We start from the raw sequence: 24,673 nt of genomic DNA, 5'->3' as shown, positions 1-24,673 counted from the left end.
TGAGCGGGCTCTCGCCGCATGGCCCCGGCAGCCGAAAGAGGCGAGGATCGGACTGTAAAGCGGCGAAGCGCCTGGATTATCCCCGCAGCATGTCGATGATGGCGGAGAAGTCCCGGTCGCCGTTCCCCTCTTTCGCAAAAGCCTCGTACAATCTCGCGGCGGCCGCACCCAACGGCGTGGTGGCGCCGCAGGCCTCGGCAACATCCTGGGAGAGCAGAAGATCCTTCAGCATCAGGGCGACAGCGAAGCCGGGCTTGTACGCGTTGTTGGCGGGCGAAGATGGAACCGGACCGGGCACCGGGCAATAGGAGGTCAGGGACCAGCATTGGCCGGAAGACGCCGAAGCCACGTCGAACAGGGCCTGGTGGGAAAGACCGAGCCTTTCGCCCAGCGCGAAGGCCTCGCTGACGGCGATCATGGAGATGCCGAGGATCATGTTGTTGCAGATCTTCGCGGCTTGGCCGGCGCCATCCGCCCCGCAATGCACGATCTTCTTGCCCATCACTTCCAGGAACGGTCTGGCATCGGCGAAGGCCTCGGGCGAGCCGCCGGCCATGAAGGTGAGCGTTCCGGCGGCAGCCCCGCCCGTACCGCCGGAAACCGGCGCGTCCAACGAGGGGCACCCCGCCGCCCGGGCGATGCCATGGACCCGGCGCGCACTTTCCACATCCACGGTCGAGCAATCGATCTGGAGGGTTCCGGCGGGAACCAGGCCTGCCAGCTTCTCCCAAACGGCAACGACATGCTCGCCTTTCGGCAGCATGGTGATCACGGTCTGCGCACCGCTCACGGCCTCGGTCAGGGTTGCGAAAGTCTTCACGCCGGTCTGCGCAGCAGCGGCGAGCGAGGCTTCGGACAGGTCGAAACCGGAAACGCTGTGTCCGGCCTTGACAAGATTTGCAGCCATCGGGCCGCCCATATTGCCCAATCCGATGAATGCGACATAAGCCATGCTGATCGTCCTTCGTACAGACCTATAGGGGTTAGGCATGGGCGCGCGACCAAAGCGCATCCGCCCGGGAATTGCTGGCTCACCTCTCCGCCAGGATCATCGCGGCGGCTTTCTCCGCGATCATGATCGTCGGCGAATTGGTGTTGCCCGAGGTAATGCGCGGCATGACGGAAGCATCGGCGATGCGAAGCCTGCCGAGCGCCCGCAGCTTCAGTTGCGGATCGACGACGCTTTCCGGATCGGACCCCATCCGGCAGGTGCCGGTCGGGTGGAAGATCGTCGTGCCGATGTCGCCCGCCGCCTTTTCAAGATCCGCGTCGGTCTCGAAGGAGGGACCGGGCTTGTATTCGACCGGCGTGAAGCGGGCGAAGGACGGCTGCTGCGCGATGCGGCGTGTCAGGCGGATGGCACGGACAGCCACGTCGCGGTCGCTTTGTTCGCTGAGATAGTTCGGGCGGATCTGCGGCTGCAGGGCAAAGTCCGGCCCCTTGACATGGACCGAGCCGCGGCTGTCGGGGCGAAGGTTGCATACGCTCGCCGTCATCGCCGGAAACGGATGGACCCCCTCGCCGAACTTTTCGAGCGACACCGGCTGGATGTGATATTGCAGGTCGGGCGTCTCCTTGTCCGGCCCCGAACGGGTGAAGATGCCGAGCTGGCTCGGCGCCATCGCCATGGGGCCGGAGCGCTTCACCAGATATTCGAGCCCGATCGACGCCTTGCCGAGCAACGTGTTCGCTTTCTCGTTCAGCGTCGGCACGCCGGTGACCTTATAGACCAGCCGAAGCTGCAGATGGTCCTGCAGGTTTTCGCCGACGCCCCTCACATCCCTTACGACCTCGATGCCCGCGTTTTTCAGGACGTCGCCACGGCCTATGCCGGAGAGTTCGAGAAGATGGGGAGAGCCGATCGCGCCGGCGCTGAGCACGGTCTCGCGGGCCGCATACGCCTTCTTTGCAATGCCCTGGTGCTGGAACTCGACGCCCTTCACGTCGCCATTTTCGACAATCAGGCGTCGCGCATGCGCTTTAATAAGGACAGTGAGGTTGGGCCGGTTGCGGGCCGGTTTGAGGAAGGCCTTGGAGGTGTTCCAGCGGATGCCCGAACGCTGGTTGACATCGAAATAGCCGGATCCTTCATTGTCGCCGCGGTTGAAGTCCTCGGTCTCGGGTATGCCGGCTTCGCTTGCGGCCTTCTGGAAGGCGTCGAGCACCGCCCAGCGCACGCGCGCGCGCTCCACGCGCCATTCCCCGCCTTCGCCGTGCATGTCGCTCGACCCCTTGTAAAAGTCCTCCGACTTGCGGAAATGCGGCAGCACGTCGTCCCAGCCCCAGCCGGTGCAGCCAAGCTGGCGCCACAGATCGTAATCGCGCGCCTGGCCGCGCATGTAGATCATGCCGTTGATCGACGAGCAGCCGCCCAGCACCTTGCCGCGCGGATAGTTCAACGCCCGGTCGTTGAGGCCGGCCTCCTTTTCGGTGGAGAAGCACCAGTCGGTGCGCGGGTTGTTGATGCAGTAGAGATAGCCGACCGGAATGTGGATCCAGTGATAATTGTCGCTTCCGCCCGCCTCCAGCAACAGCACGCGATTGCGCCGGTCCGCCGACAGCCGGTTGGCCAGAACGCAGCCGGCGCTGCCGGCACCTACGATGATGTAGTCGAACTGTTCCATGTCGAACTCCAAGCGGGTCCCTTCCAGCGTGCCGCACGGGCGCCGCAGGTGGTGTGTCCATTCCATTCTCGTGGGGCCGGCCTCCGGCACCCTGCCGTTTCGCACCGGGGAGCCGGTGCAGGTTCGTGTCGCGCCGGCACCTATGCCGGCGCGATCAGGAGGGGCTTCTAGAAGCCGAGCTTCTTGCCCAATCGCGAGGTGTAGAACTCTCCCACGATGCCGCGGCGGAAGAGCAGCACACAGGCCATGAAGACGATGCCGGTGACGATCGTGACCGGAAAGTCGGAGGTGGCGAGGTAGTTCTGCAGCGTGACGACGAGGCCCGCGCCGACGATCGGCCCGATCATCGTACCGATACCGCCGAGCAGCGTCATCAGGATCACTTCGCCCGACATCTGCCAGCCGACATCGGTGAGCGTGGCGAACTGGAACACCAGGGCCTTCAGCCCGCCGGCAAGACCCGTGAGCGCAGCCGACATGACGAAGGCCCCAAGCTTGTAATTGCGAACGGAATAGCCGAGCGAGATCGCGCGCTGCTCGTTCTCTCGGATCGACTTCAAGATCATGCCGAAGGGCGAGTTGATGAAGCGCCAGATGATCGCCATGCCGATCAGGAAGGCGACCAGGACGAAATAATACATGCTGGTCGGCCGGTTGAGGTCGATCAGGCCGAACAGATGGCCGCGCGGCACCGACTGGATACCGTCCTCGCCATGCGTGAAGGCCGCCTGCAGGCAGAAGAAATAGAACATCTGCCCGAGCGCCAGCGTGATCATCGCAAAATAGATGCCCTGCCGGCGGATGGCGAAGAACCCGACCACAAGCCCGAGCAGCGCGGCGCCCGCGACACCGATGAGAATGCCGATCTCGGGGGTGACGCCCCACTCCTTCACCGCATGTGCGGTGAAGTAGGCCGCGCCGCCGAAGAAGGTGGCGTGGCCGAAGGAAAGCAGGCCGGTATAGCCGAGCAGCAGATTGAAGGCGCAGGCGAAGAGCGCAAAGCACAAGAGCTTCATCAGGAAGATCGGGTAGAGGAACAGCGGGGCCGCGGCCAGGCAGCCCACCGCCACGACGAGCAATCCCACCTGGATCATGGAGGCAGTACGCTCCGGCTGGACATTCGTCGCCATTTTCTCAGAAAGCTCCACCATGTCACGCATCCCTTCCGAACAGGCCGGCGGGCCGCAGCAGAAGCACGATCGCCATGATTACAAAGATAACGATGTTGGAGGCCTCCGGGTAGAAGACCTTGGTCAGGCCCTCGGCGATGCCGAGCATGTAACCCGTGACGATCGCGCCCATGATGGACCCCATGCCGCCGACGACGACCACCGCGAAGACGACGATGATGAGGTTCGTGCCCATCAGCGGCGAGACCTGGTAGACCGGCGCGGCCAGCACGCCGGCGAAGGCGGCGAGACCCGCGCCGAGCGCATAGGTGAAGGTCAGGAGCAGCGGCACGTTGACGCCGAACGCCTGCACGAGGACGGGGTTTTCCGTCGCCGCGCGCAGGTAGGAACCGAGCTTGGTCTTCTCGATCAGCAGCCAGGTTCCAAGGCAGGCGAGCAGCGAGACGACGACGACCCAGCCGCGATAGTTCGGCAGGAACATGAAGCCGAGATTGGTGCCACCCGCAAGCCAGGACGGAGCCGCATAGGGCTGGCCGGAAGCGCCGTAGAGATAGCGGAACGTTCCCTCGATCGTCAGCGCCAGGCCGAAGGTGAAGAGCAGGCCGTAGAGCGGATCGAGATTGTAGAGCCGGCTCAGCATGGTGCGTTCGATGACCGCACCGAGAAGCCCGACGATGAGGGGTGCGAGAATGAGGGCGGCCCAGTAACCGATCGCGAAATACTGCAGCAGCAGGAACGCGACGAAGGCGCCCAGCATGTACTGCGCCCCGTGGGCGAAATTGATCACGCGAAGCAGACCGAAGATGACGGCGAGCCCGAGGCTCAAGAGCGCATAGAACGAACCGTTGATCAGCCCGATCAGCAACTGGCCCAGGAACGCCTGCACCGGAATTCCGAAAATCATGGTCATGGCTCGGTCAGACCCCCAGAACTTTGTGAAGCATCGGCATCTGGTCCGGCAGCTCCGACACCGGGAAATCCGCCACCATCTGGCCGTGGTCCATCAGGTAGAAACGGTCGGCGATCTTGCTGGCGAAACGGAAGTTCTGCTCGACCAGCAACACGGTCATGCCGCGCTCTTTCAGTTTCTTCAGCACTTCGCCGATGCGCTGCACGATGACCGGGGCCAGCCCCTCGGTCGGTTCGTCGAGAAGAAGCATCTTCACCCCGGTGCGCAGGATGCGGGCCATCGCCAGCATCTGCTGCTCGCCGCCGGACAGCTTGGTCCCCGGGCTGGTGCGGCGTTCGGCAAGGTTGGGGAAAAGGCCGTAGATCTCCTCGAGCGACAGTCCGCCCTTGGCAACGACCGGCGGCAGCATGAGGTTTTCCTCCACCGTCAGCGTTGCGAAGATGCCGCGCTCCTCGGGCACGAAGCCGATGCCGGCATGCGCCGTCCTGTGCAGCGGCACGGTCATCATGTCCTTGCCATCGAAGAGGATCTGGCCCTTTCGCTCGCGCAGAATGCCGACGATCGTGCGCAGCGTCGTCGACTTGCCGACACCGTTGCGGCCCAGGATGGTGATCATCTCCCCTTCGCGCACCGTCATGTCGACGCCGTGGAGGACGTGGCTCTCGCCATACCAGCTGTTGAGGCCCTTGACCTCGAGCAATGGTTTCATGTCAGGCCTCCTCCGTGCCCATATAGGCGACGCGGACCTGCTCGTTCTGGCTGACGGCGGCATAGTCGCCCTCGGCCAGGATCTCGCCCCGCTGGAGCACGGTGACGTGATGGCAGATATTGGCCACGACCTTGAGGTTGTGCTCCACCATCAGGATGGCGCGGTCCCTGGAAAGTTCGGTGATGAGACTGGCGATGACGCCGACGTCTTCCTGCCCCATGCCGGCCATGGGTTCGTCCAGCAGCAGCACTTTCGGGTCCAGCGCCAGCGTGGTGGCGATCTCCAGCGCGCGCTTGCGGCCGTAGGACAGATCGGCGGCGATGCCGTCGCGCCATCGGTCGAGACCGACCATGGAAATCAGTTCGTCGGCACGGGCATTCAGGCTGTTCAAGGACGCCATCGGCTTCCAGAACTGCGTGGCGAGATTGTTCGGCCTCTGCAGCGCCACGCGAACGTTGTCCAGCACGGTCAGATGCGGAAAGACTGCGGAAATCTGAAAGGACCGGACGAGGCCCATGCGGGCGACCTTGTCCGGCGGCATGTTCGTGATGTCGGTCCCCAGCAGCGTAATCGTGCCAGACGTCGGCTGCAGGAACTTCGTCAGGAGGTTGAAGACGGTCGTCTTGCCGGCGCCGTTCGGCCCGATCAGGGCGTGGACACGGGCGTGATGGACATCGAGATCGACGTTCTTCACCGCGGAGAAGCCGCCGAAATCGCGCCGAAGGCCGCGGGCGGAAAGCACCACCCGCGGATCCGGCTGCGTCTGTCGTTCAGACATGGCCATATTTGCGTCCAGACTTACTGGCTCACCAGATCGCAGCCGCTCTTAGCCGGATCGATGAAAGCGTCCTTGCCGGGAATGGTCGCCAGAACAGTGAAATAATCCCAGGCGACATCGCTTTCGCCCGGCTTCTTCACTTCGAGCAGGTACATGTCATGGACCATGCGGCCGTTCGCCGTGACCGTGCCATCCTTGGCGAAGACGTCGTTGACGGGCATTTCGTGCAGCGCCTTGGAGACCGCATCGGCATCATCCGTGCCTGCCTTGTCGATCGCCTTGAGATACTGGGTGACGGCCGAATACGTGCCGGCGTGGACCATGTTCGGCATGCGGCCGGTACGATCGAAGAAGCGCTTGCCGAACGCCGCCGACTCTTCGTCGCGGTTCCAGTAGAAGCCCTCGGTGAGCGTCAGGCCCTGAGCCGCTTCAAGGCCGAGGCCATGGACCTCGGCAAGCGTGAAGAGAAGCGCCGCAAGACGCTGCCCGCCAGCCACAATGCCGAACTCGGATGCCTGCTTGATGGCGTTGGCGGTGTCGAGTCCGGCATTGGCAAGGCCGATCACCTTGGCACCGGACGACTGCGCCTGCAGGAGGAAGGAGGAATAATCGGTCGTGCCGAGCGGGTGGCGGACCGAGCCTGCAACCGTGCCGCCGTTCTCCTTGACGAAGTTCGCCGTGTTCTCCTCCAGCGAATAGCCGAAGGCGTAGTCGGCCGTCAGGAAGAACCAGCTGTCGCCACCCTGCTTCACGAGCGCGCCGCCCGTGCCGACCGCGAGCGAATGCGTGTCATAGGCCCAGTGGAAGCCGTAGGGGCTGCACTGCTTGCCGGTCAGCTCGGTCGTCGCCGCGCCGGTATTGATGGTGATCTTCTTCTTTTCCTTGGAAAGCGCCTGGACCGCGAGGCCGACCGACGAGGACGTCAGTTCCATGATGCTGTCCACCTGTTCGGTGTCGTACCACTGGCGGGCGATATTGGAGGCGATGTCGGCCTTGTTCTGGTGGTCGGCGGTCACGACTTCGACCGGTGCGCCGGCCGCCTGGCCGCCATAGTCCTCGACGGCCATCTTCGCCGCCTCGTAGGACCACTTGCCGCCGAAATCGGCATAGACGCCGGACTGGTCGTTGAGAATGCCGATCTTGACCTTGCCGTCGGATACATCGGCGGCAATGGCGGCCGTACCCATCGAGAGCAGGATGGCTGTGGACGCAATGAGACTGTTACGCATGTATCTCCTCCCCGAGATCAATAGAAATGTAGATCTGTTCAAAAATTGGCCGACCGTCCTCCCGACAGCGACCCTCCCGCCGCTAGTTTCCCAAAAAGCCGGATTGACGCAAGGCCCGTCGGAAATTAATTGCAAACAGGGTCTGTTCATTTTTGAACAGAGGAGGCACGCATGTCGGCATACCCGCAATTCACCTGGGACGATCTGATGTACTTTCTGGCGGTCGCCCGGACCGGGCAATTGTCGACGGCCGCGCGACAGTTGCGAACGAGCCACGCCACCGTGTCACGCCGCATCGACCGGCTGGAATTTGCGCTGAAGGTGAAGCTGTTCGAGCGCAATCCGCGCGGCTACGTCCTGACCTCGATGGGCCAGCGCTTCATCGATACGGCCGAAAAGATCGAGGCGGAGGCCGACAGGCTTCAGGCGGAAATTTCCGGAGGCGCCACCGCCCAGCGCGGCGTGATCCGCATGAGCGCGCCCGAAGGCTTCGCCAACTTCTTCCTGACCCACCAGTTGCATGATTTCACGGAGAGCTATCCGAACCTCGCCCTCGAACTGGTGACGATCCAGCAGATCATGTCGCTCTCCCGCAAGGAGGCCGATCTCGCGGTATCCCTCGACCCGCCGAAAGCCGGCCCCTATTATTGCGAGAAGATCGCCGACTACAGCCTGCATGTATACGGCTCCCGCCGTTACCTCGAACGGAACGGTCCGGTGCAGAACCGCGACGAGTTGCTCCAGCATCCCTTCATCGGCTACATCGAGGACATGATCTTCGCTCCGGGCCTCGATTATCTCGGCGACGTCCATCCCGGCATCAAGGCGCGCTTCCAGAGCTCCAGCATCTTCGCCCAGTTGACGGCGACACGGAACGATCTGGGCCTTTGCATCCTGCCGCATTTCGTCGCCAAGCAGCATCCCGAACTCCAGATCGTCCTTGCCGACGAGGTCGAGCTTCGGCGCACCTACTGGCTGATCTGCCACCACGACCTGCGCAACGTGCCGCGGGTGCGGATGGTGATCGACTTCCTCTTCAGGATCGCGCGCTCAAACATGCCTTCGTTCCTTCGGGAGCTCGACGACGACAGCCGGCGGTGAAGCCGGCCGCTCGCCATTCGAAGCACAACGCATCGCTCCCGTCTCGGGCGAGAATCCGCGCTCGCGCCGGGCGGCGCTGTCGCCGCGGCCCTGCTGACCTACTCCGCAACCACGACCTTCGGCAATTTTTCGAGGATGGCCTCGAAGCTCGGATTGTCGCGCGCCTTCGCGTCGGTCACCAGGATGTCGATCTCGTCGGGAGGGCAGAACACCGTGCGCGGCGGCGCGCCGATCTTCGAATGGTCGGCGAGGATCATCGTCTGCCCTGAATTCTGCACCATGGCGCGCGCCACTTCCGCCCCGTAGAGATAGAAGTCCGACGCGCCCTTGACCGCATCGACCCCCCAGGGCACCACCATCGCCAGGTCGGCCTGGTAGCGGTGGATCTCGTTGATCGCCACCGCGCCGACGGTCTCGTTCGGATCCTGCTTGAACTCGCCGCCCAGCATGAGGACGCGGAAGCGCCGGGAGGGCTCGCCGGTCGGCTCGGTCAGGTTGCGGGCGACGTCGAACGAATTGGTGATGACGGTCAGGTCCGTCAGGCCATTCGGGCCGGCGATGGTTTCCGACATGACGGTCGTGGTGGAGCCGGCATCCATGAACAGCGTCATGCCGTTGCGCAGGAACGGCAGGGCCGTCGCGGCGATGGCGCGCTTTTCCTGCAGGCGCTGGGTATGACGCACCTGGAAGCTGAACGCCTCGCGCACCAGCGGCACCGCGCCGCCGCGCACCCGGCGCAGTTCCCCCGCCTGCTCCATCTCGACGAGATCGCGCCGGATCGTCTCGCGCGCGACACCGAAACTCTGGGAGATCCGGTCTGTCGAGACTTGCCCGAAGGCCGCAAGGAGGTCGCGGATCTTCTGCTGTCGCTCTTCCTGCCACATGTCGCCCTGCGCTCCCTCGAACTCACCCGTCCTTAGCAGAGAAAATCGCCCTTGCCATTCTGGCGGCAGAAAATCCCACAAATTTGCACATTTGCCACATACACAATTTGACACATATCGCTTGTAATGCCACAGTACCACACATAAGCGCTCATATCGCGCAATTTCGCACTCGCGCGGTCGGGTGCCAATACCTTTGACACTGGGGAAATCCTGATGACGTCCAATGTGCCCGTTGAGGACTGCCACATCGAATTCGCGATCGAGCTTGCCGACACGGCCCGCCGCATGATCGAGCAGCACAGGCGCGACCGGCTCGGCGTCTCGGTCAAGCCCGACCGCAGTCTCGTGACGGCGATGGACATGGCGATCGAGACGGAATTGCGGGCGATGATCGTTGCCCGCTTCCCCGGGCACGGCATCATCGGCGAGGAGCAGGAATGGCAGCGCGAGGACGCGGATTTCGTCTGGGTGCTCGATCCGATCGACGGAACCGCCTCCTTCATCGCCGGCATGCCGGTCTACGGCACGCTCATCGCGCTCGCCCATCGCGGCGTTCCCATGCTCGGCATCATCGACATTCCGCCGGTCGACGCACGCTGGCTCGGCGTCGCCGGCCGGCCGACGCTGAAGAACGGCGCGCCCTGCCGGGTGAAATCCTGCGAGGACCTGTCGCTCGCCATGATGTCCACCAGCAACCCCGACTTCTATTCCGATGCCGAGCGCCCCGCGCTCGACCTTCTGCGTAAGCGCACCAACTGGCGCATCTACGGCGCGGCCGCGCTCGCCTATGGCCTGCTTACCGACGGCGGCACGGATGTCGCGCTCGATACGGGCCTGAAGGTCTATGACTACGCTCCGTTCCGCCCGATCATAGAGGGAGCCGGCGGCGTCATCACCGACTGGCAGGGCCAGCCGGTCACGCTGAAGACCGGCCCGCGCATCCTTGCAGCGGGCGATGTACGCAAGCACCGGGAGATCGTCGAGATGCTGAGCGGCCTCGACATTCCCGCCTGAGACCACCTGAACGAACCGGGAGAAGAACCATGGGGATCGATATCAAGAACCTCTACGTCAATTACGGAGGAATGGACGTCATCGCCGATCTGAGCCTGACGATACCGGAAGGGTGCTTCTTCACCCTGCTCGGCCCCTCGGGCTGCGGCAAGACCACGCTGCTGCGCACCATCGCCGGCTTCGTGCAGGCGGCAAAGGGCAACATCTATTTCCAGTCGCAGGACGTGACCCGGCTGCCGCCGCACCGGCGCAATATCGGCATGGTGTTCCAGGACTATGCGCTGTTTCCCGACAAGACGGTGGCCGAGAACGTCGCCTACGGCCTTCGCGCGCGCGGCGAGAGCGGCGAGGCGATGATGAAGAAGGTCCGCCACGAGCTGGAGCATGTCGGCCTCGGCCACGTCATGGACCGCCACCCGGCCGCCCTTTCCGGCGGCCAGCGCCAGCGCGTCGCGCTCGCCCGCGCCATGGTCATCAAGCCACAGGTCCTGCTGATGGACGAGCCGCTGTCGAACCTCGATGCGAAGCTGCGCATCCAGATCCGCGAGACGATCTCCGATCTCCAGCGCGAAGCCAACATCACCACCGTCTTCGTCACGCACGACCAGGAGGAGGCCCTGTCCATGTCCGACCGGATCGGCGTGATGAACAAGGGCAAGGTCGAGCAGCTCGGCACGCCGAAGGAGATCTATGCGACGCCGCGCACCGCCTATGTCGCCGATTTCGTCGGCGCGGCCAACCGCATCAACGTCACGGTCGCCGAGGCCAATGCCGACGGCACGGCCCGCATCATGCTGGGCGATGCCGCGATCCTTGCGCGCAACACGCTTACCGGCACGAGCCGCGACGGCATCCTCATCATGCGCCCCGAGGACCTGCGGCTGAAGCCGCGGACATCCGCCGAGATGCAGGGGCTCATGGGGCGCGTCGTGAAACGGCAATATCTCGGCGGCAAGACGAGCTACAAGCTGGCACTGCCCGACGAGACGCTCATCAACGTCGATTCCCACGGCGACGACCATGACGGCTTCGAGATCGGCACCGACGTCATCGCCACCATCGATCCCTCCAAGGCCATGGTGATCGCGTCATGATCAGGGCCTCCGACCTTCGCGCCCCGTGGCTGTGGCTTTCGCTCGCCGCCCTCGTCGCGCTCCTCGTCTTCATCGTCTATCCGGTGGCCAACATCCTGACCGCCAGCGTCTCCGGTGACCAGAACGGCTGGAGCCGGCTGCTGGCCGACCCGCGCGGCCTCACCGCCATCCTCAACGCGCTCATCCTCGCCTCGGTCGTCACCTGCACCTGCGTGCTGATCGGCGTGCCGCTCGCCTATGTCACGGCGCGCTACCGCTTCTTCGGCAAGTCGATCATCGCGCTCCTGCCGCTGATCACCCTCGTCATCCCGGAGGTGATCTCCGCCCAGACCTGGCTGATGGCGCTCGGCAACAATGGCCTCATCACCCGCTTCCTGCGCGACATCGGCATCCAGTTGCCGACCTTCTACGGCTGGTTCGGCCTCGTCACGGTGATGACCTTCGTCTACTACACCTATGTCTATATCGGCACCGTCGCCGCGATCAGCGGCTTCGATTCGACCCTTGAAGAAGCCGCCCAGAGCCTCGGCACCTCACCCGCCCGCTCGCGCATGAAGGTCATGCTGCCGGTCATCCTGCCCTCGATCCTCGCCAGCGCGCTCCTGGTCTTCACCATGGTCGTCGGCAATTTCGCGATCTCGATGATCCTCGCCAACCGGCTGCCGCTGCTGTCGGTCGTCACCTACCAGGCCGCGGTCTCGGAGGGCGGAGCGGCGCCCGTCATGCAGAGCACCTTCGCGACGGTCTCCGTCGTCATGGTCATGCTGATCCTCTTCCTCAACCGCTGGATCGTCTCGCGCGGCCGGTTCGAGATCGCGCAGGGCCGCGGCGCAAGGCCAGTCCCGATCACCGGCTGGCGGGGTGCGGTCATCGGGCTTGCCGCCAGCTTCATCGTCATCGTCTCGCTCGTGCCGCTCGCCGTCATCGCCGTCGGTGCCTTCACGGTGTCGCGCGGGCCGGTCATGCAATGGGGCAACTGGACGCTCGCCAACATGGAGCGCGTCTTCATCAACGCGCCGCAGCCGCTGGTCAATTCCCTGATCTATGCCGGCGCGGCGACGCTGATCGGCATCTGCTTCAGCGCGCTCGTCAGCTACCTCATCATCAAGAAGCGCAACGCCGTCACGCCCTGGCTCGACTATATCTCGTCGATCCCGCTGGCGCTGTCCGGCACGGTGCTCGGCATCGGCCTGGTCGTGTCGTTCAATTCCGGCTGGCTGCCGCTGACCGGCACGGCGACGATCATGGTGCTCGCCCTCCTCGTGCGGCGCCTTCCCTTCGGCATGCGCAGCGCCCAGGCGACGCTGCACAACATCCCGAACTCCATCGAGGAAGCCTCGATCAGCCTCGGCTCGCCGCCGCTGCGCACCTTCTTCAAGGTGGTGCTGCCGATGATGGGCCCCGCGATCGCCTCGGCCGCCATCCTCACTTGGACCACCAGCGTCTCCGAACTCAGCGCCTCCATCCTCGTCTATTCCGGCGGGCGGGAGACGCTGACGATCCAGGTCTTCCGGCTGATCGGCAGCAACCTGATGGCCTATGCCTCGGCCTACGGCCTCGTCCTCATCGCCGTGATCATCATCCCGATCATCGTCGCCACGAAAGTCTTCAAGATCGACGTGTTCGCGTCGAAGTGAAGGTCAATCCAGACAAGTCGATCCAACAAACAGAGAGGAACCGAAACAATGAAGATCCACACGACCCTCGCCGCCGCGATCCTCGCGCTTGCCGCCGGCACCACGGCCTTCGCCCAGGAAAAGACCGTCACGCTCTATTCCTCCAATCCGGAGCAGGCCATCGAGGCCGTCGCGAACACGCTGAAGGAGAAGGCGCCGGACATCCGCCTCAACTCCATCACCGGCGGCAGCGGCGTCTTGCTGCGCCGTCTGGAGGCGGAAGCCTCGAACGTCCAGGGCGATCTCTTCTGGAGCTCCAGCTTCAACACGGTCGGCGCCTTCGAAGGCCAGTTCCAGGCCTATGAATCCCTGGAACTCTCCGCCATCCCGGAGAAGCTGCGCTATCCGGGCAACCTCTACACGCCCGCGAATGTCCATGTCGTGGTGATCATGGTCAACACCGACCAGCTCGGCGACCTGCCGGCGCCCAGGACCTGGACCGACCTGCTCGATCCGAAGTGGAAGGGCAAGATCGTCGTCGCCGACCCGGCCAACAGCTCGACCGGCTATACGATCCTGTGGGGCCTGCACAAGATGATCGGCGACGAGGAGCTGAAGAAGCTCGCCGCCAATGTCGCGGTCAGCTCGTCCTCCTCGGCCGTGCAGAGCGGCGTCGCCATGGGCGAATATGCCGTGGGCCTCGCCTTCGAGGCCAATGCCTACCCTTATGTCGACGGCGGCCAGGAAGAGATCGAGCTGGTCTATCCGGAGGACGGCACCTTCATCACCGCCGACTTCGCCGGCCTGGTCAAGGGCGCGCCGGGCGGCGATGCGGCCAAGACCGCCTTCGACGTGCTGATGTCAAAGGAAACCCAGACGGCGCTCCTGGAAACCTCGTTCCGCCGCCCGAGCCGAAGCGACATCGAGGTCTCGAAGATCGTCAAGCTGCCGGAAATGTCGGCCATCAAGGTCTTCGACATCGACGAGAAGGAAGCCGCCGACAAGCGTGACGAATTCCTGAAGACCTGGCAATCCTACGCCGCCGCCGGCGCGAACTGATCGCCGCGACCCTCCCATCAGCGGGGCCGGCCGTCATCAGGACGGCTGGCCCCTTTTCAATGGGCGTGGCCTTGTTGGCTCGCAGGACGTCGACGCGGATCGACGGACCGTTCCTGGGCAGTCGCGGGAAGTGGTGGAATGCGCGAAGCGGCTCCATGCAGGTTGGCGCGACCGCGGTGAGCGACAGCCAAGGGCGCAAATTCACGGAAGGAGCCCTCCTGTACCACTTTTCTATGTTAGAATACTTTATAGTGGATTGTCACAAAAGTGACTGGCGTTCGTTCGAGCGGCGCGCCCTGCAAAAAAAAGCGAACGGCTAGTGGCGATGAGGAGCGCTGCTATTCTACCATTCATAGGCGCCGAGGATTGCGGATCTGGGAGGATTCACATGGTCGAGATTTTTTCAAAGCAGGACGGCCCGCGGCGTGAGGATGCTCACGTGAAGCGTTTGATAGAGCAGAATCGCGGCGTGATTACCCAACTGGCGGATCAACTGAGCAATGGTCGTTATTCAGCGTCGAAGAAGCCAAAACAGGTGCCGCAGGCTGAAGGATTGATCATCCATATCGGCAGCGGCCCAAAGCCTGCGCCCGAACCAGAACCGAGGATCCGCGTAACCGCCAACGGCCGTGTCATCGCTGTCGACGTCGGTTCAGGACGGCAGTTGCAATTTTTCGGAGAGATTCGCGAAAATCGCGGCGTGAGGATCTTCAGGTTGGCAACGGCAGCAAACGGCTTCATCGCACCGTTGGACGGTGAGGTGACCGAGGCACTGGCCGACATCGACGGCGTGTTGCTGGGCACAGCCTACACGGACGGGGATCTGGCCCTCGACATCGGCACACGGCTTGAAATTCCTCCCGAAATACAAGGAGCGTATGGCTGAACCCGCCATAGGTAAAATCCGGCGCCTGACGTCAAGTTCCCTCTAGCGTGGACTATGATAGCCGTATGAAACAAGATGCGTATCCATCAGAGAATTCCGGATCGTCACCGCATATCGACGGTATAATCTCCAGCAATGTCACGTTGCATCAGGCCTACGACGAACTGAAAACGATGAAGGCGTGGGAAACCCTGCTGGAAGGCAGGGTGGAACCCTCTGGGTCGTCGCTGCCGGTCCGCTCGACGATTAATGATTCCTGGCATCGGTGCGCGCGGGGCGGCATTGATGCCCAACGCCATGAGGCGCCGCTCGAGGCTGACAGAGATGTGGTCGAGGCGCTCACGAGAAGCAGTTCCGAACTGGTTCGTGCCGCGCAGCTTCCTTTCTCGGTCATAGGGCGCATGCTCGAAGGAACCGGTGCCATGCTGGTGCTCGCCGATGGCGAGGGTATTCTGATCGACGCCATCGGCGACAAACAAACGATCTTCGACGGCATGGATATTCATTTGGGCATTGGCGGCAAATGGACCGAAGACGTCGTCGGCACGAACGGCATCGGCACGGCGCTTTGGACGGGCGAGCCCGTTTTCGTGCATGCCGCCGAACATTTCTGCGCAGGCATCAAGAGCTGGACCTGCGCCGGCGCGCCGATCCGTGACCCCTTCGACGGCAAGATCATCGGCGTCGTCGACCTCTCCGGCCATCCCGACATTTTTCGGCCGCACAACATCGCGCTGGTCACCGCTGCGGCCCGGGAAATCGAGCGCGCATTGGCCGACTCCCAGAATGAAGAGCGGATGCGGCTTCTCGAAGCCTTCATTTCCTCGACACGCAATTACCGATCCAGCGATGGCCTGATGATCGTCGACCGCCATGGGCGCGCCGTTTACAGCAACAACGTGCCGCTCAAGGACAAGAAGCGATTTGGAGACACCGTTCGTCAGGATGGCCGGAACTGTCGATTGCCGGAGCTGAGCAGCTCCGGCTTCCTCGACAGCGTCGCCACCTCCCTGCCCCGGGACATGCAATCCTGCAATGTCTGTCCCCTGGAACTGGATGGCGACGTCCGCGGTGTGGCGTTGGTCTTTCCGAAGATCGAGAGCAGAGCGGTATCGGTTGGCAACGTGACCGCGCCACAGCGCCTGCAAACCGATCGTTCGCTTATCATCGGCGAAAGCGAGGCGTTGCTGTCGGCCATCGATGTCGCTTGCCGTGTCGGCGAGACGGAGGATGTGACCTCGCTGTTGATCGAAGGCGAGACGGGTGTCGGCAAGGAACTGTTCGCCCGGCTTATCCATGCCCGCAGTCAAAAATCCGCCAGCAACCCCTTCATCGCACTGAACTGCGGGGCGATCACCAAGGAACTGTTCGGCAGCGAATTGTTCGGACATACCGCTGGCGCCTTCACCGGCGCCTCCAGGGAGGGCAAAGCGGGCGTTTTCGAACTCGCCAATGGTGGCGTGCTGAGCCTTGACGAGATCGGCGAAATGCCGATCGATATTCAACCATTCCTGCTGCGTGTGCTGGAGGAAAGGGTCGTGCACCGGCTTGGCGACAGTCGTCCGCGGCCGGTGGATGTCCGTCTCGTCGCCTCCACAAACCGAGACCTGAAACGAGAGGTTGATGCCGGCCGTTTCCGCAGGGATCTTTTCTACCGGATCAGCACGGTGTCCATCCACGTTCCGCCGCTCCGGGAGCGCGGCGCCGACAGCGTTCTTCTGATTGAACACTTCAACCGGAAAATCGCGGCCAAGAAGAACGGCTTCCCGCTGCATTTCTCCAACGAAGCCCTCGACGCGCTGCTGGCCTACCACTGGCCAGGCAATGTCCGGGAGTTGCGCAATCTCGTCGAACGGCTGCATATCCTGTTAAACAGAGGCTTTGTCGATCTCGGCGATCTTCCCCCCGAGATCGTCATGCGGCATCCGGCATCCGCGCATGAAGGCTCGACATCCGACGGCGCGCCTGGTTCAGCGTCCCCCGTCTTGAGTTTCGAGGATGCCGAACGGCAAGCGATCCAGAACGCTCTCATTGCCGAGCACGGGAACCTCAGTCGGGTGGCGCTCCGGCTTGGAGTGTCTCGTCCGACGCTTTATCGCAAGCTTGAAAAGTTCGGAATCCGGCGCGGCTTCATTTAGGGTCGTGCGACAATGGCATCCGGCGACACAGAGAGTTCCGATCTCGGATCTGATCGCATTCCCACATGAAAGAAGCAGCGCCATTCAACCGGTCAAATGGCGCTGCATCGTCAAGGGTCTGAAACCGGTCCTATGGATCAGACGAGATCGAAGCGATCGGCGTTCATGACCTTGTTCCAAGCGGCGACGAAATCCTTCACGAACTTCTGCCTGGCATCCGACTGACCGTAGACTTCGGCGATGGCGCGAAGCTGCGAGTGCGAGCCGAAGATCAGATCGACACGGGTACCCGTCCACCTGACGGCACCTGTTTTGCGATCCGTACCCTGGTAGACGCCCTGCTTGCCGGCTATCGGGGCCCAGACCGTGCCCATGTCGAGCAGATTGACAAAGAAATCGTTCGTCAGCGTCTCAGGCTTGTCCGTGAAAACGCCGTGCTCCGGCTGGCCCACCTTCAGCACGCGCAGGCCGCCCAGAAGGACGGTCATTTCCGGCGCGGTGAGCGTCAGAAGCTGGGCACGGTCGATGAGCGCTTCTTCGGCCTTCATGAACTGCTTGCGGGTGCTGCTCACGTAGTTGCGGAAAGCGTCGGCACGAGGCTCGAGGGCGGCGAAGGATGCCGCATCTGTCTGCGCGTCGGTGGCGTCCATGCGGCCCGGGGTGATCGGCACGTCGATATGCTGGCCAGCGGCCCTGGCGGCCTTTTCGATCCCTGCGGCACCGGCCAGCACGATCAGGTCGGCCAGCGAGATCCTTTTGCCACCAGACTGGAAGTCCGCCTGGATATCTTCCAGAACGCCGAGGACCTTGGCCAATTGCGTGGGCTGGTTGACTTCCCAGCTCTTCTGCGGTTCGAGGCGAATGCGCGCGCCATTGGCCCCGCCGCGCTTGTCGGAGCCGCGGAAGGTCGAAGCGGACGCCCAGGCGGTCGAGACCAGCTCCTGCACCGAAAGACCGGTGGCAAGAACCTTTTCCTTCAGCCTTGCGATGTCGGCATCGTCGACCAGCGGATGATCGACGGGCGGAATGACGTCCTGCCAGATCAGGTCTTCAGCCGGAACTTCCGGACCGAGATAACGAACCTTCGGCCCCATGTCGCGGTGGGTCAGCTTGAACCAGGCGCGGGCGAAGGCATCGGCAAATTCGGCAGGATTTTCAAGGAAGCGGCGCGAGATCCTTTCGTAGATCGGATCGAATCGCAGGGCCAGGTCGCTGGTCAGCATCGTCGGCACATGCTTCCTCGAAGGGTCGAAGGCATCCGGAATGGACGCGTTGGCGGTCTTTGCCTTCCACTGCTTGGCGCCGGCCGGGCTGGTGGTCAGCTCCCATTCGAAGCCGAACAGGTTCTCGAAGAAGTAGTTGCTCCACCTGGTCGGCGTCTGCGTCCAGGTGACGTCGAAGCCGCTGCCGATCGCGTCCCCCGCCTTGCCGGTACCGAACCTGCTGTTCCAGCCGAGGCCCTGGTCCTCAATCGCGCCGCCTTCCGGCTCGACGCCGACGAGGGACGGGTCACCGGCGCCATGGGTCTTGCCGAAGGTATGGCCACCGGCGATCAGCGCAACGGTTTCCTCGTCGTTCATCGCCATGCGGGCGAAGGTCTCGCGGATGTCGCGGGCGGAAGCCAGCGGGTCCGGATTGCCGTTCGGCCCCTCCGGGTTGACGTAGATGAGGCCCATCTGCACAGCGCCGAGCGGCTCCGCGAGCTCACGCTCGCCGCTATAGCGCTCGTCGCCGAGCCAGCTGCCCTCGGGACCCCAATAGAGCTCTTCCGGTTCCCAGACGTCGGCGCGGCCGCCGGCAAAGCCGAAGGTCTTGAAGCCCATCGATTCGAGCGCGACGTTGCCGGTGAGGATCAGCAGGTCGGCCCAGGAAATGCTGTTGCCGTATTTCTGCTTGATCGGCCAGAGAAGGCGGCGAGCCTTGTCCAGGTTGACGTTGTCAGGCCACGAGTTGAGCGGTGCGAAACGCTGCTGGCCCTGGCCTGCGCCGCCACGACCGTCGGTGATGCGATAGGTGCCGGCGGAGTGCCAGGCCATGCGGATGAAGAGACCGCCGTAGTGGCCGAAATCGGCCGGCCACCAGTCCTGCGAATCGGTCATCAGCGCATGGAGGTCCTGCTTCAGCGCGCTGAAATCCAGCGTCTTGAATTCTTCCGCATAGTCAAAAGCCTCGCCCATCGGGTCGGACAGCGAAGACTGACCATGAAGCACCTGGACATTCAGCTGGTTCGGCCACCAGTCGCGATTCGTTCGGCCACGATGAGCGTTATGCGTATGGGCGACAGGACATCCGCCCGTCGTCTCGGTTTTCTGGTCCATTGCGATTTCCTGTTCCTGTCTGACATGTTTATCGTTTCGAGGTTGCAAGACGTGTGGAAGCCGGCCGAAATCCTCCAGGATCCCTTTGCGGACGATTTCCGCCGGGTTCGTCACTCGTCGTCGTGCTTGGCCTTAGGGACGGCCGAGCTTCTCCGCTCCACCACCCAGAGCAGGACCCGCCGTTGGGTCTTCCTCATTTTCGGCAAGATCTCCGATCAGCGTCTCGGTGGTCAGGATGAGCTTGGCTACCGACGCGGCATTGCGGAGCGCGGTGTAGGTCACGCGGACCGGATCGATGATCCCGGCTTCGATCATGTTCTGGTAGGTGCCGGTCGAAGCATTGTAGCCGTAGCCGCTGTTCACGCGCGTGACCTCGGCGACGATCGCTTCCGGGTCAGCGCCTGCATTGGTCGCAATGCGCCACAGCGGCCGCGTCAGGACCGATTTGACGAGGCGCACGCCCTCCGCAACATCACCGCTCGTGCTCGCAAGCAGCTCGTCGAGCGCGGGCGTTATCTGCGCAAGCGCCGAGCCGCCGCCGGCGACCACGCCTTCCTCCGCCGCCGCGCGCACCGCATGCAGCGAATCTTCGATGAGCTGGATCGTCCGCTTCTGCTCGACCGGTGTCACACCGCCGGCATAGAGCACCGCCGTTCCACCGGACAGCTTGGCCAGCCGCTCACGCAACTTGTCCTGTTCGATGTTCGGCGGGGCGATGTCATACTGCCGCTGGACCTGAGCCCGGCGTGCGGCGATGGCCGCATGATCGCCGCCGCCGCGGATGATCGAGGTATGGCTCGAACTGGTCCGCACGCGCTCGGCCGAGCCGAGGTCGTCGGCCGTCACATCCTCGATGCGTCCACCGAGATCGCGGGCGATCACGCGGCCACCCGTCAGGATCGCGAGGTCTTCCATCATCGCCCGGCGCCAATGGCCATATTCCGGCGGATGGACGACAAGATACTTGCCGGGCCCCTGTTTGCCGAGAAGCGTCACCACAACCTCCGGCGCCATTTCCTCCGCCACGATCAGGAGCGGCCGCCCGACCTTGTCGGCGATCGCGCGAACGGCATCGAGAGAGGATGGCTCCCTGATCTTGATGTCCGTCATGAGAATCAGCGGGTGTTCGAGCACCGCTTCCATCTTCTCCTGATCGGTCACCATGTGATGGGAGAGGTATCCGCGATCAAAGGACATGCCTTCGACCACATCCAGCGTCGTTTCGGTGGTGATGCTGAAATCCGTGGTGATGACGCCCTTGGCGCCGACGCGTTCATAGGCTTCGGCGACGAGGGCGCCGAGCCTGGGGTCGGTGGCGGCGATGTTGGCGACCGCAGCGAGCGCGCCATTGCCCGTGGCGGGCCTTGCCTTCGCCTTCAGCGCCTCAACGATCCTGTCGATCGCCAGATCGATGCCCCTGCAGAGATCCACCGACTTGGCTCCGCGCTCGTTGGCCTCGATACCCTTCTGCACCAGTGCGTTTGCCAGCACGATCGCCGTCGTGGTGCCGTCGCCGGCGATCTCGTTCGTCTGCATGGCAACTTCGCGAACGACCTGCGCGCCCATGTTCTCGAACCGGTCGGACAGCTCGATCTCGGATGCGATCGATACGCCGTCGCGTGTCACCATCGGCGTACCGATCGGCCGATCGATCATCGCATTCATCCCGCGCGGCCCGAGCGTCGGCTCGACGGCTGCGGCGAGACGGCCGATGCCGCGGGCGAGCGCCCGGCGGGCATCGGAATTGTGTAGCATCAGTTTGGACATGGTTCCTCCTTCCGCCTGGCTGGCGGTTCGTTGACGGAAGCCTCTTTCCCGGGAGGCCGTTTCTTAACTGCGCGGTGAATGCTCGGGGCGAGGTGGTACCCGGCCGGCGATGAAATCGACCAGCGTGGGTTCTCCGTCCACCACGCTCAGTTCCTTGTAGCGCGTGTCCTTCAGTCCACGGCACAGGGCGCCGTTGAACTCCATATTGATCCGCACGCTGCGGAGATCGGCGAGACGGGCGCCGAGCGCATCGACATCGATACGCCTTCCGTCTTCCATGACGATGACCGCATCGAGCGGGCCGAGCCCGGGCCAGCGCTGCATGAGCGCCTCGCGGTAGCGTGCCCTGTTCCTGCGCGCCGCATCACTTCCGCCGACAAGGGTGTCGAATGCGGCAAGGCTCATGCGAACGATCTCGCCATCGGCGATGCCGAGTTGCTTAAGATCCAGGATGACGGCCTCCTGCCGGCGTTTGAACGCCTTTACCCGGAACGTCTCCCGGATCGCTTCGAGATCACATGTGTCGGACAGCGCGTCGAAAATGTCGGCAAAGCTACTCCCCGCCGCAATTCCGGCATTCACCTCATCGGCAAACATGTGGTCATGCAGCGTGATCCGGAAACGCGGCCGCCAAGACAACGCCTCGAGCGCTTTCCGGATGTCCTCCAGCATCAGGAAAGCGAAATTTGGAGAGCACCAGTAGGTCGGCAGGCGAAAATCCACCTCCACATGGCCGGCCGCGCCGATCTCGGCTCTCTCGATAAAGCCCATTTCAGTCACGGGCTCGTCGAGCTCGGGATCGTTGACCCTTTCGAGTTGCCGCCAAAGTTCCCCCTGGCGGCTTTCCTTGAGACTGACGACACTCATGGCCTATTCCGCCGCAATGCCGAAGGGTGAACCTGCCAGCGCCTTCTTCTTGGCCGCAATGTCGATATCGTAGAGGCGGGCGGCATTGAGCCCCAGAATCTTCTCCTTGATGTCTGGGGTCAGGTCGACGCCGCGTTCCTTCTTGATATCCTCGGGCAGTTCGAAGGCCCAGAACTTCTCGACCAGCCAGCGCGGCGTCCAGATCGCATAGTCCGAGCCGAACAGGATCTTGTCCGGGCCACACCAGAAAAGCAGCTCTGCAATGACCTCGGCGAAATAACGCGGCCGCGAATGGATGAAGGGCAGGGCGACGGCGAGGCCGCCATAGACATTGGTCTCCTGCACCGCGATCCAGCAGAAATCGTCCAGCCGCGGCAAGCCGCAATGCTCGATGATCCAGTTCAGGTTCTGAAAGTCGGTCGCGGCATAGTCGACGTCATGGACATCGAAGGAATCCTTCGACAGCGGAATGATGGTCGGCCCCTTGTGAACGTGAATGTTCTTGATGCCGAGCTTCTCGCAGAGCTCGAAACACTTGTAGGCCTGGGGATCGTTGAGCTTCCAGCCCTTGGAGGCTCCGTTCCACTCGGCCGTGTACATCTTCACGCCCTTGATGTCGTAGGTCTCCTTCATGAAATGGATATATTCGAGCGCCTTCTCGCCATCACGGGGATCGAAGGATCCGTTGACGATGAAGCGCTCCGGATAACGCTTGGCGACCTCGGCATTGCGTTCGATGGTGTTGAAGCCGTTCCTGTAGAAATCCTTGAGATAGGTCGACTGGATGATGGCCACGTCGTCGGGCCCGTCGATGAACAGGTCGTGATAGAGATCGTCGGCGCTGTACTTCTCGAACTTGCTCTTCTCCCAAAGCTGATCCTTCGGGCTGAGATTGGTGTGATAGGCGTAAAAACACTCCACGAACTGCTTGCCATGAATGTTGCGCTGGTTCTCCGGACTGCCGTCCCAGAAATGGGTATGGCCGTCGATGACGAAGATCTCTTTGCCTTCAGGTGTGATATACATTTTGTGCTCCTCTCGAATGATCCACGACCGTGCGGCACGCCCCGATCGGAACGCGCCGCAACCTCCCATCTCAGATGTAGTCGAAGACCTCGTCCATGTTGCCGAACAGGATGACGGTGTTGTCGTCGATCCGGACCATGCGGCCATAGTGGGTGGAGGTGTTGACCTCGAATATCTCGGCGGTCATCTCGCGGCCGAGATATTCGCTGATCTCATCCATCTTGAAGATCAGCTTGCCATCGCCGTCGATGCGGATCATCGCCGGCTGGTAGGTGACGATGACGCCGGGCTTCTTGCTCATGAACTCGGCGATAGCGCGTGCCTCGACCGAGTCGTTCATGGTCACACCACACTGATGCGAGATCGTCTGCTCGAAGGTGATGTCCTTCATCGACTTGAAGATGTTGTCGTGCGAATTGTCGCGTGCGATTACTGACATGTGCATGTCTCCCTGGTTTTTAGCGCTTGAGGCCGAGTTCGCCGAGGATCCGGGCGAGCCGCTCCTGGGATTGGGCCCTGACGTCGGTGAAGGCGATGGGCTTGGAATGGGGCATGGACCAGATCGGCTGCAGGCCGAGCGCCGCCTTGTCGGCGAGCGCCGCATGCTTGGTCACCCAGCCCTGGAACAGCTTCTTGTTCTGCTCCCCATGCAGGTCGTCATTCGCCAGCAGGTAGATCAGGTCGATCGTGTTGGCGAGATTGCGTTCGTAGTCCGCTTCGGCGGCCGAAATCACCGGCGGGGTGATGAAATCGTGGTTGGCGGCGGCCGCCTGCATCAGGAAGCCCGACCGGAAGAGTTCGCCGACCAGGGGCTCGAACACGATGTTGATCGCGAAATACTGCTCCAGATAGTCCGCCGTGCCCATGATCGTTTCGACCGCTTCGCGGGTACCCTGCCAGACGCCGTCCTCCAGCCAGTGCTTCTTGCCCAGCTCGTCGTCCCAGCCCGCGATATCCATGCCGATCTCGGCAAGATAGAGCGTGATGTCCTGCGCAAGCCGCAACTTGTAGGACGAGTTGGTCAGCGTGGCATTGTTGATCATCTGGGTATAGCCGTAGCGCTGGGCCTGCATCAGCGAGGTGCCCAGGCCGAATTCCGCATGCTTCCAGGCGCCCAGATGCGCCTGCAGGATCTTGGTCCAGACCTTGTCGAAGGTCTTCGGCGCACCCGCCCGGCGCGCATTGGCGATCACGCTCTGCACCATCGTCTCGATCTTGGACTGGCGCTGGTAGTGCGTGCGCTCCCATTCCTGGTCGGGCGCGCGGAAAGCGTGCCAGTTGGAGCTGCGCGCCGCCGTGTTTTCCTTCACATAGGCGCCCTTGCCATTGGCGAAGGAGATGATCCAGTTCTGGATCAGATAGCGCTCCGGATCCGGCTGGACGTCGACGGTGACATCCTCGTAATGGGTGGCGCGCTGAGCCCTCGTGTCAACGGCGGAGTAAAAACCGGCCACGGGGCGGAGCAAAAGTCGGCCACTGCGGCGCCGGCCTGAGACCGCCGGGAGGGCTTAAGCCCGAGC

The 24,673-nt window shown here is 63.0% G+C and carries 21 protein-coding genes; 7 read left to right on the top strand and 14 right to left on the bottom strand.

All coding sequences use genetic code 11. The features are described 5' to 3' along the window. Positions 1-76 precede the first annotated feature (76 nt). The 7 genes from mmsB to EV665_RS16740 form a co-directional block, all read right to left on the bottom strand. Positions 77-952, bottom strand: a complete 876-nt coding sequence (gene mmsB, locus EV665_RS16770; RefSeq protein ID WP_133035094.1) for a 3-hydroxyisobutyrate dehydrogenase — start codon at positions 950-952, stop codon at positions 77-79. A 79-nt stretch (positions 953-1,031) separates the two neighbouring features. Next, a complete protein-coding gene (locus EV665_RS16765; RefSeq protein WP_133034977.1) occupies positions 1,032-2,624 on the bottom strand; it encodes a GMC family oxidoreductase in 1,593 nt (530 codons plus the stop codon). Between the two features lie 167 nt (positions 2,625-2,791). Continuing rightward, positions 2,792-3,718, bottom strand: a complete 927-nt coding sequence (locus EV665_RS16760) for a branched-chain amino acid ABC transporter permease (RefSeq protein WP_380686747.1) — start codon at positions 3,716-3,718, stop codon at positions 2,792-2,794. Between the two features lie 58 nt (positions 3,719-3,776). Continuing rightward, positions 3,777-4,664 carry a branched-chain amino acid ABC transporter permease gene (locus EV665_RS16755; protein WP_064334102.1) on the bottom strand — a complete coding sequence of 296 codons (888 nt, stop codon included), beginning with the start codon at positions 4,662-4,664 and terminating at the stop codon, positions 3,777-3,779. Between the two features lie 7 nt (positions 4,665-4,671). Then, on the bottom strand, positions 4,672-5,373 hold the full coding sequence (locus EV665_RS16750) for an ABC transporter ATP-binding protein (protein ID WP_133034975.1): 702 nt from the start codon (positions 5,371-5,373) through the stop codon (positions 4,672-4,674). Position 5,374: 1 nt separating this feature from the next. Continuing rightward, positions 5,375-6,157, bottom strand: coding sequence for an ABC transporter ATP-binding protein (locus tag EV665_RS16745; RefSeq protein ID WP_064334104.1), 783 nt, complete (start codon positions 6,155-6,157; stop codon positions 5,375-5,377). 14 nt (positions 6,158-6,171) lie between these two features. Next, the gene (locus EV665_RS16740) at positions 6,172-7,380 is read right to left on the bottom strand and encodes an ABC transporter substrate-binding protein (protein ID WP_064334105.1); all 1,209 of its coding nucleotides are present in this window, start codon (positions 7,378-7,380) and stop codon (positions 6,172-6,174) included. Positions 7,381-7,551: 171 nt separating this feature from the next. On the opposite strand from EV665_RS16740, the gene EV665_RS16735 reads away from it, so the two are divergent. After that, entirely contained in the window at positions 7,552-8,481 is a 930-nt protein-coding gene (locus EV665_RS16735; RefSeq protein WP_133034974.1) for a LysR family transcriptional regulator, read from the top strand. Between the two features lie 98 nt (positions 8,482-8,579). On the opposite strand, the gene EV665_RS16730 is transcribed toward EV665_RS16735, so the two are convergent. Next, positions 8,580-9,365, bottom strand: a complete 786-nt coding sequence (locus tag EV665_RS16730; RefSeq protein ID WP_133034973.1) for a DeoR/GlpR family DNA-binding transcription regulator — start codon at positions 9,363-9,365, stop codon at positions 8,580-8,582. A 216-nt stretch (positions 9,366-9,581) separates the two neighbouring features. Between EV665_RS16730 and EV665_RS16725 the strand changes: the two genes are divergently transcribed. The 6 genes from EV665_RS16725 to EV665_RS16700 all read left to right on the top strand — a co-directional run bounded on the left by EV665_RS16725 (position 9,582) and on the right by EV665_RS16700 (position 17,175). Beyond that, positions 9,582-10,382, top strand: coding sequence for an inositol monophosphatase family protein (locus tag EV665_RS16725; protein WP_064334108.1), 801 nt, complete (start codon positions 9,582-9,584; stop codon positions 10,380-10,382). 29 nt (positions 10,383-10,411) lie between these two features. Continuing rightward, a complete protein-coding gene (locus EV665_RS16720; protein WP_133034972.1) occupies positions 10,412-11,476 on the top strand; it encodes an ABC transporter ATP-binding protein in 1,065 nt (354 codons plus the stop codon). Further along, a complete protein-coding gene (locus EV665_RS16715) occupies positions 11,473-13,113 on the top strand; it encodes an ABC transporter permease (protein WP_133034971.1) in 1,641 nt (546 codons plus the stop codon). The genes EV665_RS16720 and EV665_RS16715 overlap by 4 nt, the downstream gene beginning before the upstream one ends. Positions 13,114-13,161: 48 nt before the next feature. Continuing rightward, complete coding sequence (locus tag EV665_RS16710; protein WP_133034970.1) at positions 13,162-14,151, top strand: extracellular solute-binding protein; 990 nt, start codon at positions 13,162-13,164, stop codon at positions 14,149-14,151. A 388-nt stretch (positions 14,152-14,539) separates the two neighbouring features. Next, positions 14,540-15,037, top strand: coding sequence for a hypothetical protein (locus tag EV665_RS16705; RefSeq protein ID WP_133034969.1), 498 nt, complete (start codon positions 14,540-14,542; stop codon positions 15,035-15,037). Positions 15,038-15,102: 65 nt separating this feature from the next. Then, a complete protein-coding gene (locus EV665_RS16700; protein WP_133034968.1) occupies positions 15,103-17,175 on the top strand; it encodes a sigma-54-dependent Fis family transcriptional regulator in 2,073 nt (690 codons plus the stop codon). Positions 17,176-17,312: 137 nt separating this feature from the next. Here EV665_RS16700 and katG read toward each other — a convergent pair whose 3' ends face one another. The 6 genes from katG to EV665_RS16670 all read right to left on the bottom strand — a co-directional run bounded on the left by katG (position 17,313) and on the right by EV665_RS16670 (position 24,607). Next, positions 17,313-19,493 (bottom strand): catalase/peroxidase HPI, encoded by a 2,181-nt coding sequence (gene katG / locus EV665_RS16695; protein ID WP_162853088.1) that lies wholly within the window; start codon positions 19,491-19,493, stop codon positions 17,313-17,315. Positions 19,494-19,625: 132 nt separating this feature from the next. Then, complete coding sequence (gene groEL, locus EV665_RS16690) at positions 19,626-21,260, bottom strand: molecular chaperone GroEL (protein ID WP_133034967.1); 1,635 nt, start codon at positions 21,258-21,260, stop codon at positions 19,626-19,628. A gap of 63 nt (positions 21,261-21,323) precedes the next feature. Next, positions 21,324-22,127: an iron-sulfur cluster assembly protein gene (locus tag EV665_RS16685; protein WP_133034966.1), complete on the bottom strand. Its 804-nt coding sequence runs from the start codon at positions 22,125-22,127 to the stop codon at positions 21,324-21,326. 3 nt (positions 22,128-22,130) lie between these two features. Further along, a complete protein-coding gene (locus tag EV665_RS16680) occupies positions 22,131-23,153 on the bottom strand; it encodes an amidohydrolase family protein (RefSeq protein ID WP_133034965.1) in 1,023 nt (340 codons plus the stop codon). 70 nt (positions 23,154-23,223) lie between these two features. Beyond that, positions 23,224-23,592 carry an MmoB/DmpM family protein gene (locus EV665_RS16675; RefSeq protein WP_133034964.1) on the bottom strand — a complete coding sequence of 123 codons (369 nt, stop codon included), beginning with the start codon at positions 23,590-23,592 and terminating at the stop codon, positions 23,224-23,226. 19 nt (positions 23,593-23,611) lie between these two features. Then, positions 23,612-24,607, bottom strand: coding sequence for an aromatic/alkene monooxygenase hydroxylase subunit beta (locus EV665_RS16670; protein ID WP_245507743.1), 996 nt, complete (start codon positions 24,605-24,607; stop codon positions 23,612-23,614). Positions 24,608-24,673 lie beyond the last annotated feature (66 nt).

This window comes from Shinella granuli, assembly GCF_004341885.1.
GTDB lineage: Bacteria > Pseudomonadota > Alphaproteobacteria > Rhizobiales > Rhizobiaceae > Shinella > Shinella granuli.
Note: the sequence above shows the minus strand (reverse complement) of the source record. Positions and strands in the feature narration are given on the sequence as shown.

Coding starts and splice junctions, on each gene's coding strand:
- mmsB (WP_133035094.1), bottom strand. CDS start 952: ATGGCTTATGTCGCATTCATCGGATTGGGCAATATGGGCGGCCCGATG.
- EV665_RS16765 (WP_133034977.1), bottom strand. CDS start 2,624: ATGGAACAGTTCGACTACATCATCGTAGGTGCCGGCAGCGCCGGCTGC.
- EV665_RS16760 (WP_380686747.1), bottom strand. CDS start 3,718: ATGATCCAGGTGGGATTGCTCGTCGTGGCGGTGGGCTGCCTGGCCGCG.
- EV665_RS16755 (WP_064334102.1), bottom strand. CDS start 4,664: ATGACCATGATTTTCGGAATTCCGGTGCAGGCGTTCCTGGGCCAGTTG.
- EV665_RS16750 (WP_133034975.1), bottom strand. CDS start 5,373: ATGAAACCATTGCTCGAGGTCAAGGGCCTCAACAGCTGGTATGGCGAG.
- EV665_RS16745 (WP_064334104.1), bottom strand. CDS start 6,157: ATGGCCATGTCTGAACGACAGACGCAGCCGGATCCGCGGGTGGTGCTT.
- EV665_RS16740 (WP_064334105.1), bottom strand. CDS start 7,380: ATGCGTAACAGTCTCATTGCGTCCACAGCCATCCTGCTCTCGATGGGT.
- EV665_RS16735 (WP_133034974.1), top strand. CDS start 7,552: ATGTCGGCATACCCGCAATTCACCTGGGACGATCTGATGTACTTTCTG.
- EV665_RS16730 (WP_133034973.1), bottom strand. CDS start 9,365: ATGTGGCAGGAAGAGCGACAGCAGAAGATCCGCGACCTCCTTGCGGCC.
- EV665_RS16725 (WP_064334108.1), top strand. CDS start 9,582: ATGACGTCCAATGTGCCCGTTGAGGACTGCCACATCGAATTCGCGATC.
- EV665_RS16720 (WP_133034972.1), top strand. CDS start 10,412: ATGGGGATCGATATCAAGAACCTCTACGTCAATTACGGAGGAATGGAC.
- EV665_RS16715 (WP_133034971.1), top strand. CDS start 11,473: ATGATCAGGGCCTCCGACCTTCGCGCCCCGTGGCTGTGGCTTTCGCTC.
- EV665_RS16710 (WP_133034970.1), top strand. CDS start 13,162: ATGAAGATCCACACGACCCTCGCCGCCGCGATCCTCGCGCTTGCCGCC.
- EV665_RS16705 (WP_133034969.1), top strand. CDS start 14,540: ATGGTCGAGATTTTTTCAAAGCAGGACGGCCCGCGGCGTGAGGATGCT.
- EV665_RS16700 (WP_133034968.1), top strand. CDS start 15,103: ATGAAACAAGATGCGTATCCATCAGAGAATTCCGGATCGTCACCGCAT.
- katG (WP_162853088.1), bottom strand. CDS start 19,493: ATGGACCAGAAAACCGAGACGACGGGCGGATGTCCTGTCGCCCATACG.
- groEL (WP_133034967.1), bottom strand. CDS start 21,260: ATGTCCAAACTGATGCTACACAATTCCGATGCCCGCCGGGCGCTCGCC.
- EV665_RS16685 (WP_133034966.1), bottom strand. CDS start 22,127: ATGAGTGTCGTCAGTCTCAAGGAAAGCCGCCAGGGGGAACTTTGGCGG.
- EV665_RS16680 (WP_133034965.1), bottom strand. CDS start 23,153: ATGTATATCACACCTGAAGGCAAAGAGATCTTCGTCATCGACGGCCAT.
- EV665_RS16675 (WP_133034964.1), bottom strand. CDS start 23,592: ATGTCAGTAATCGCACGCGACAATTCGCACGACAACATCTTCAAGTCG.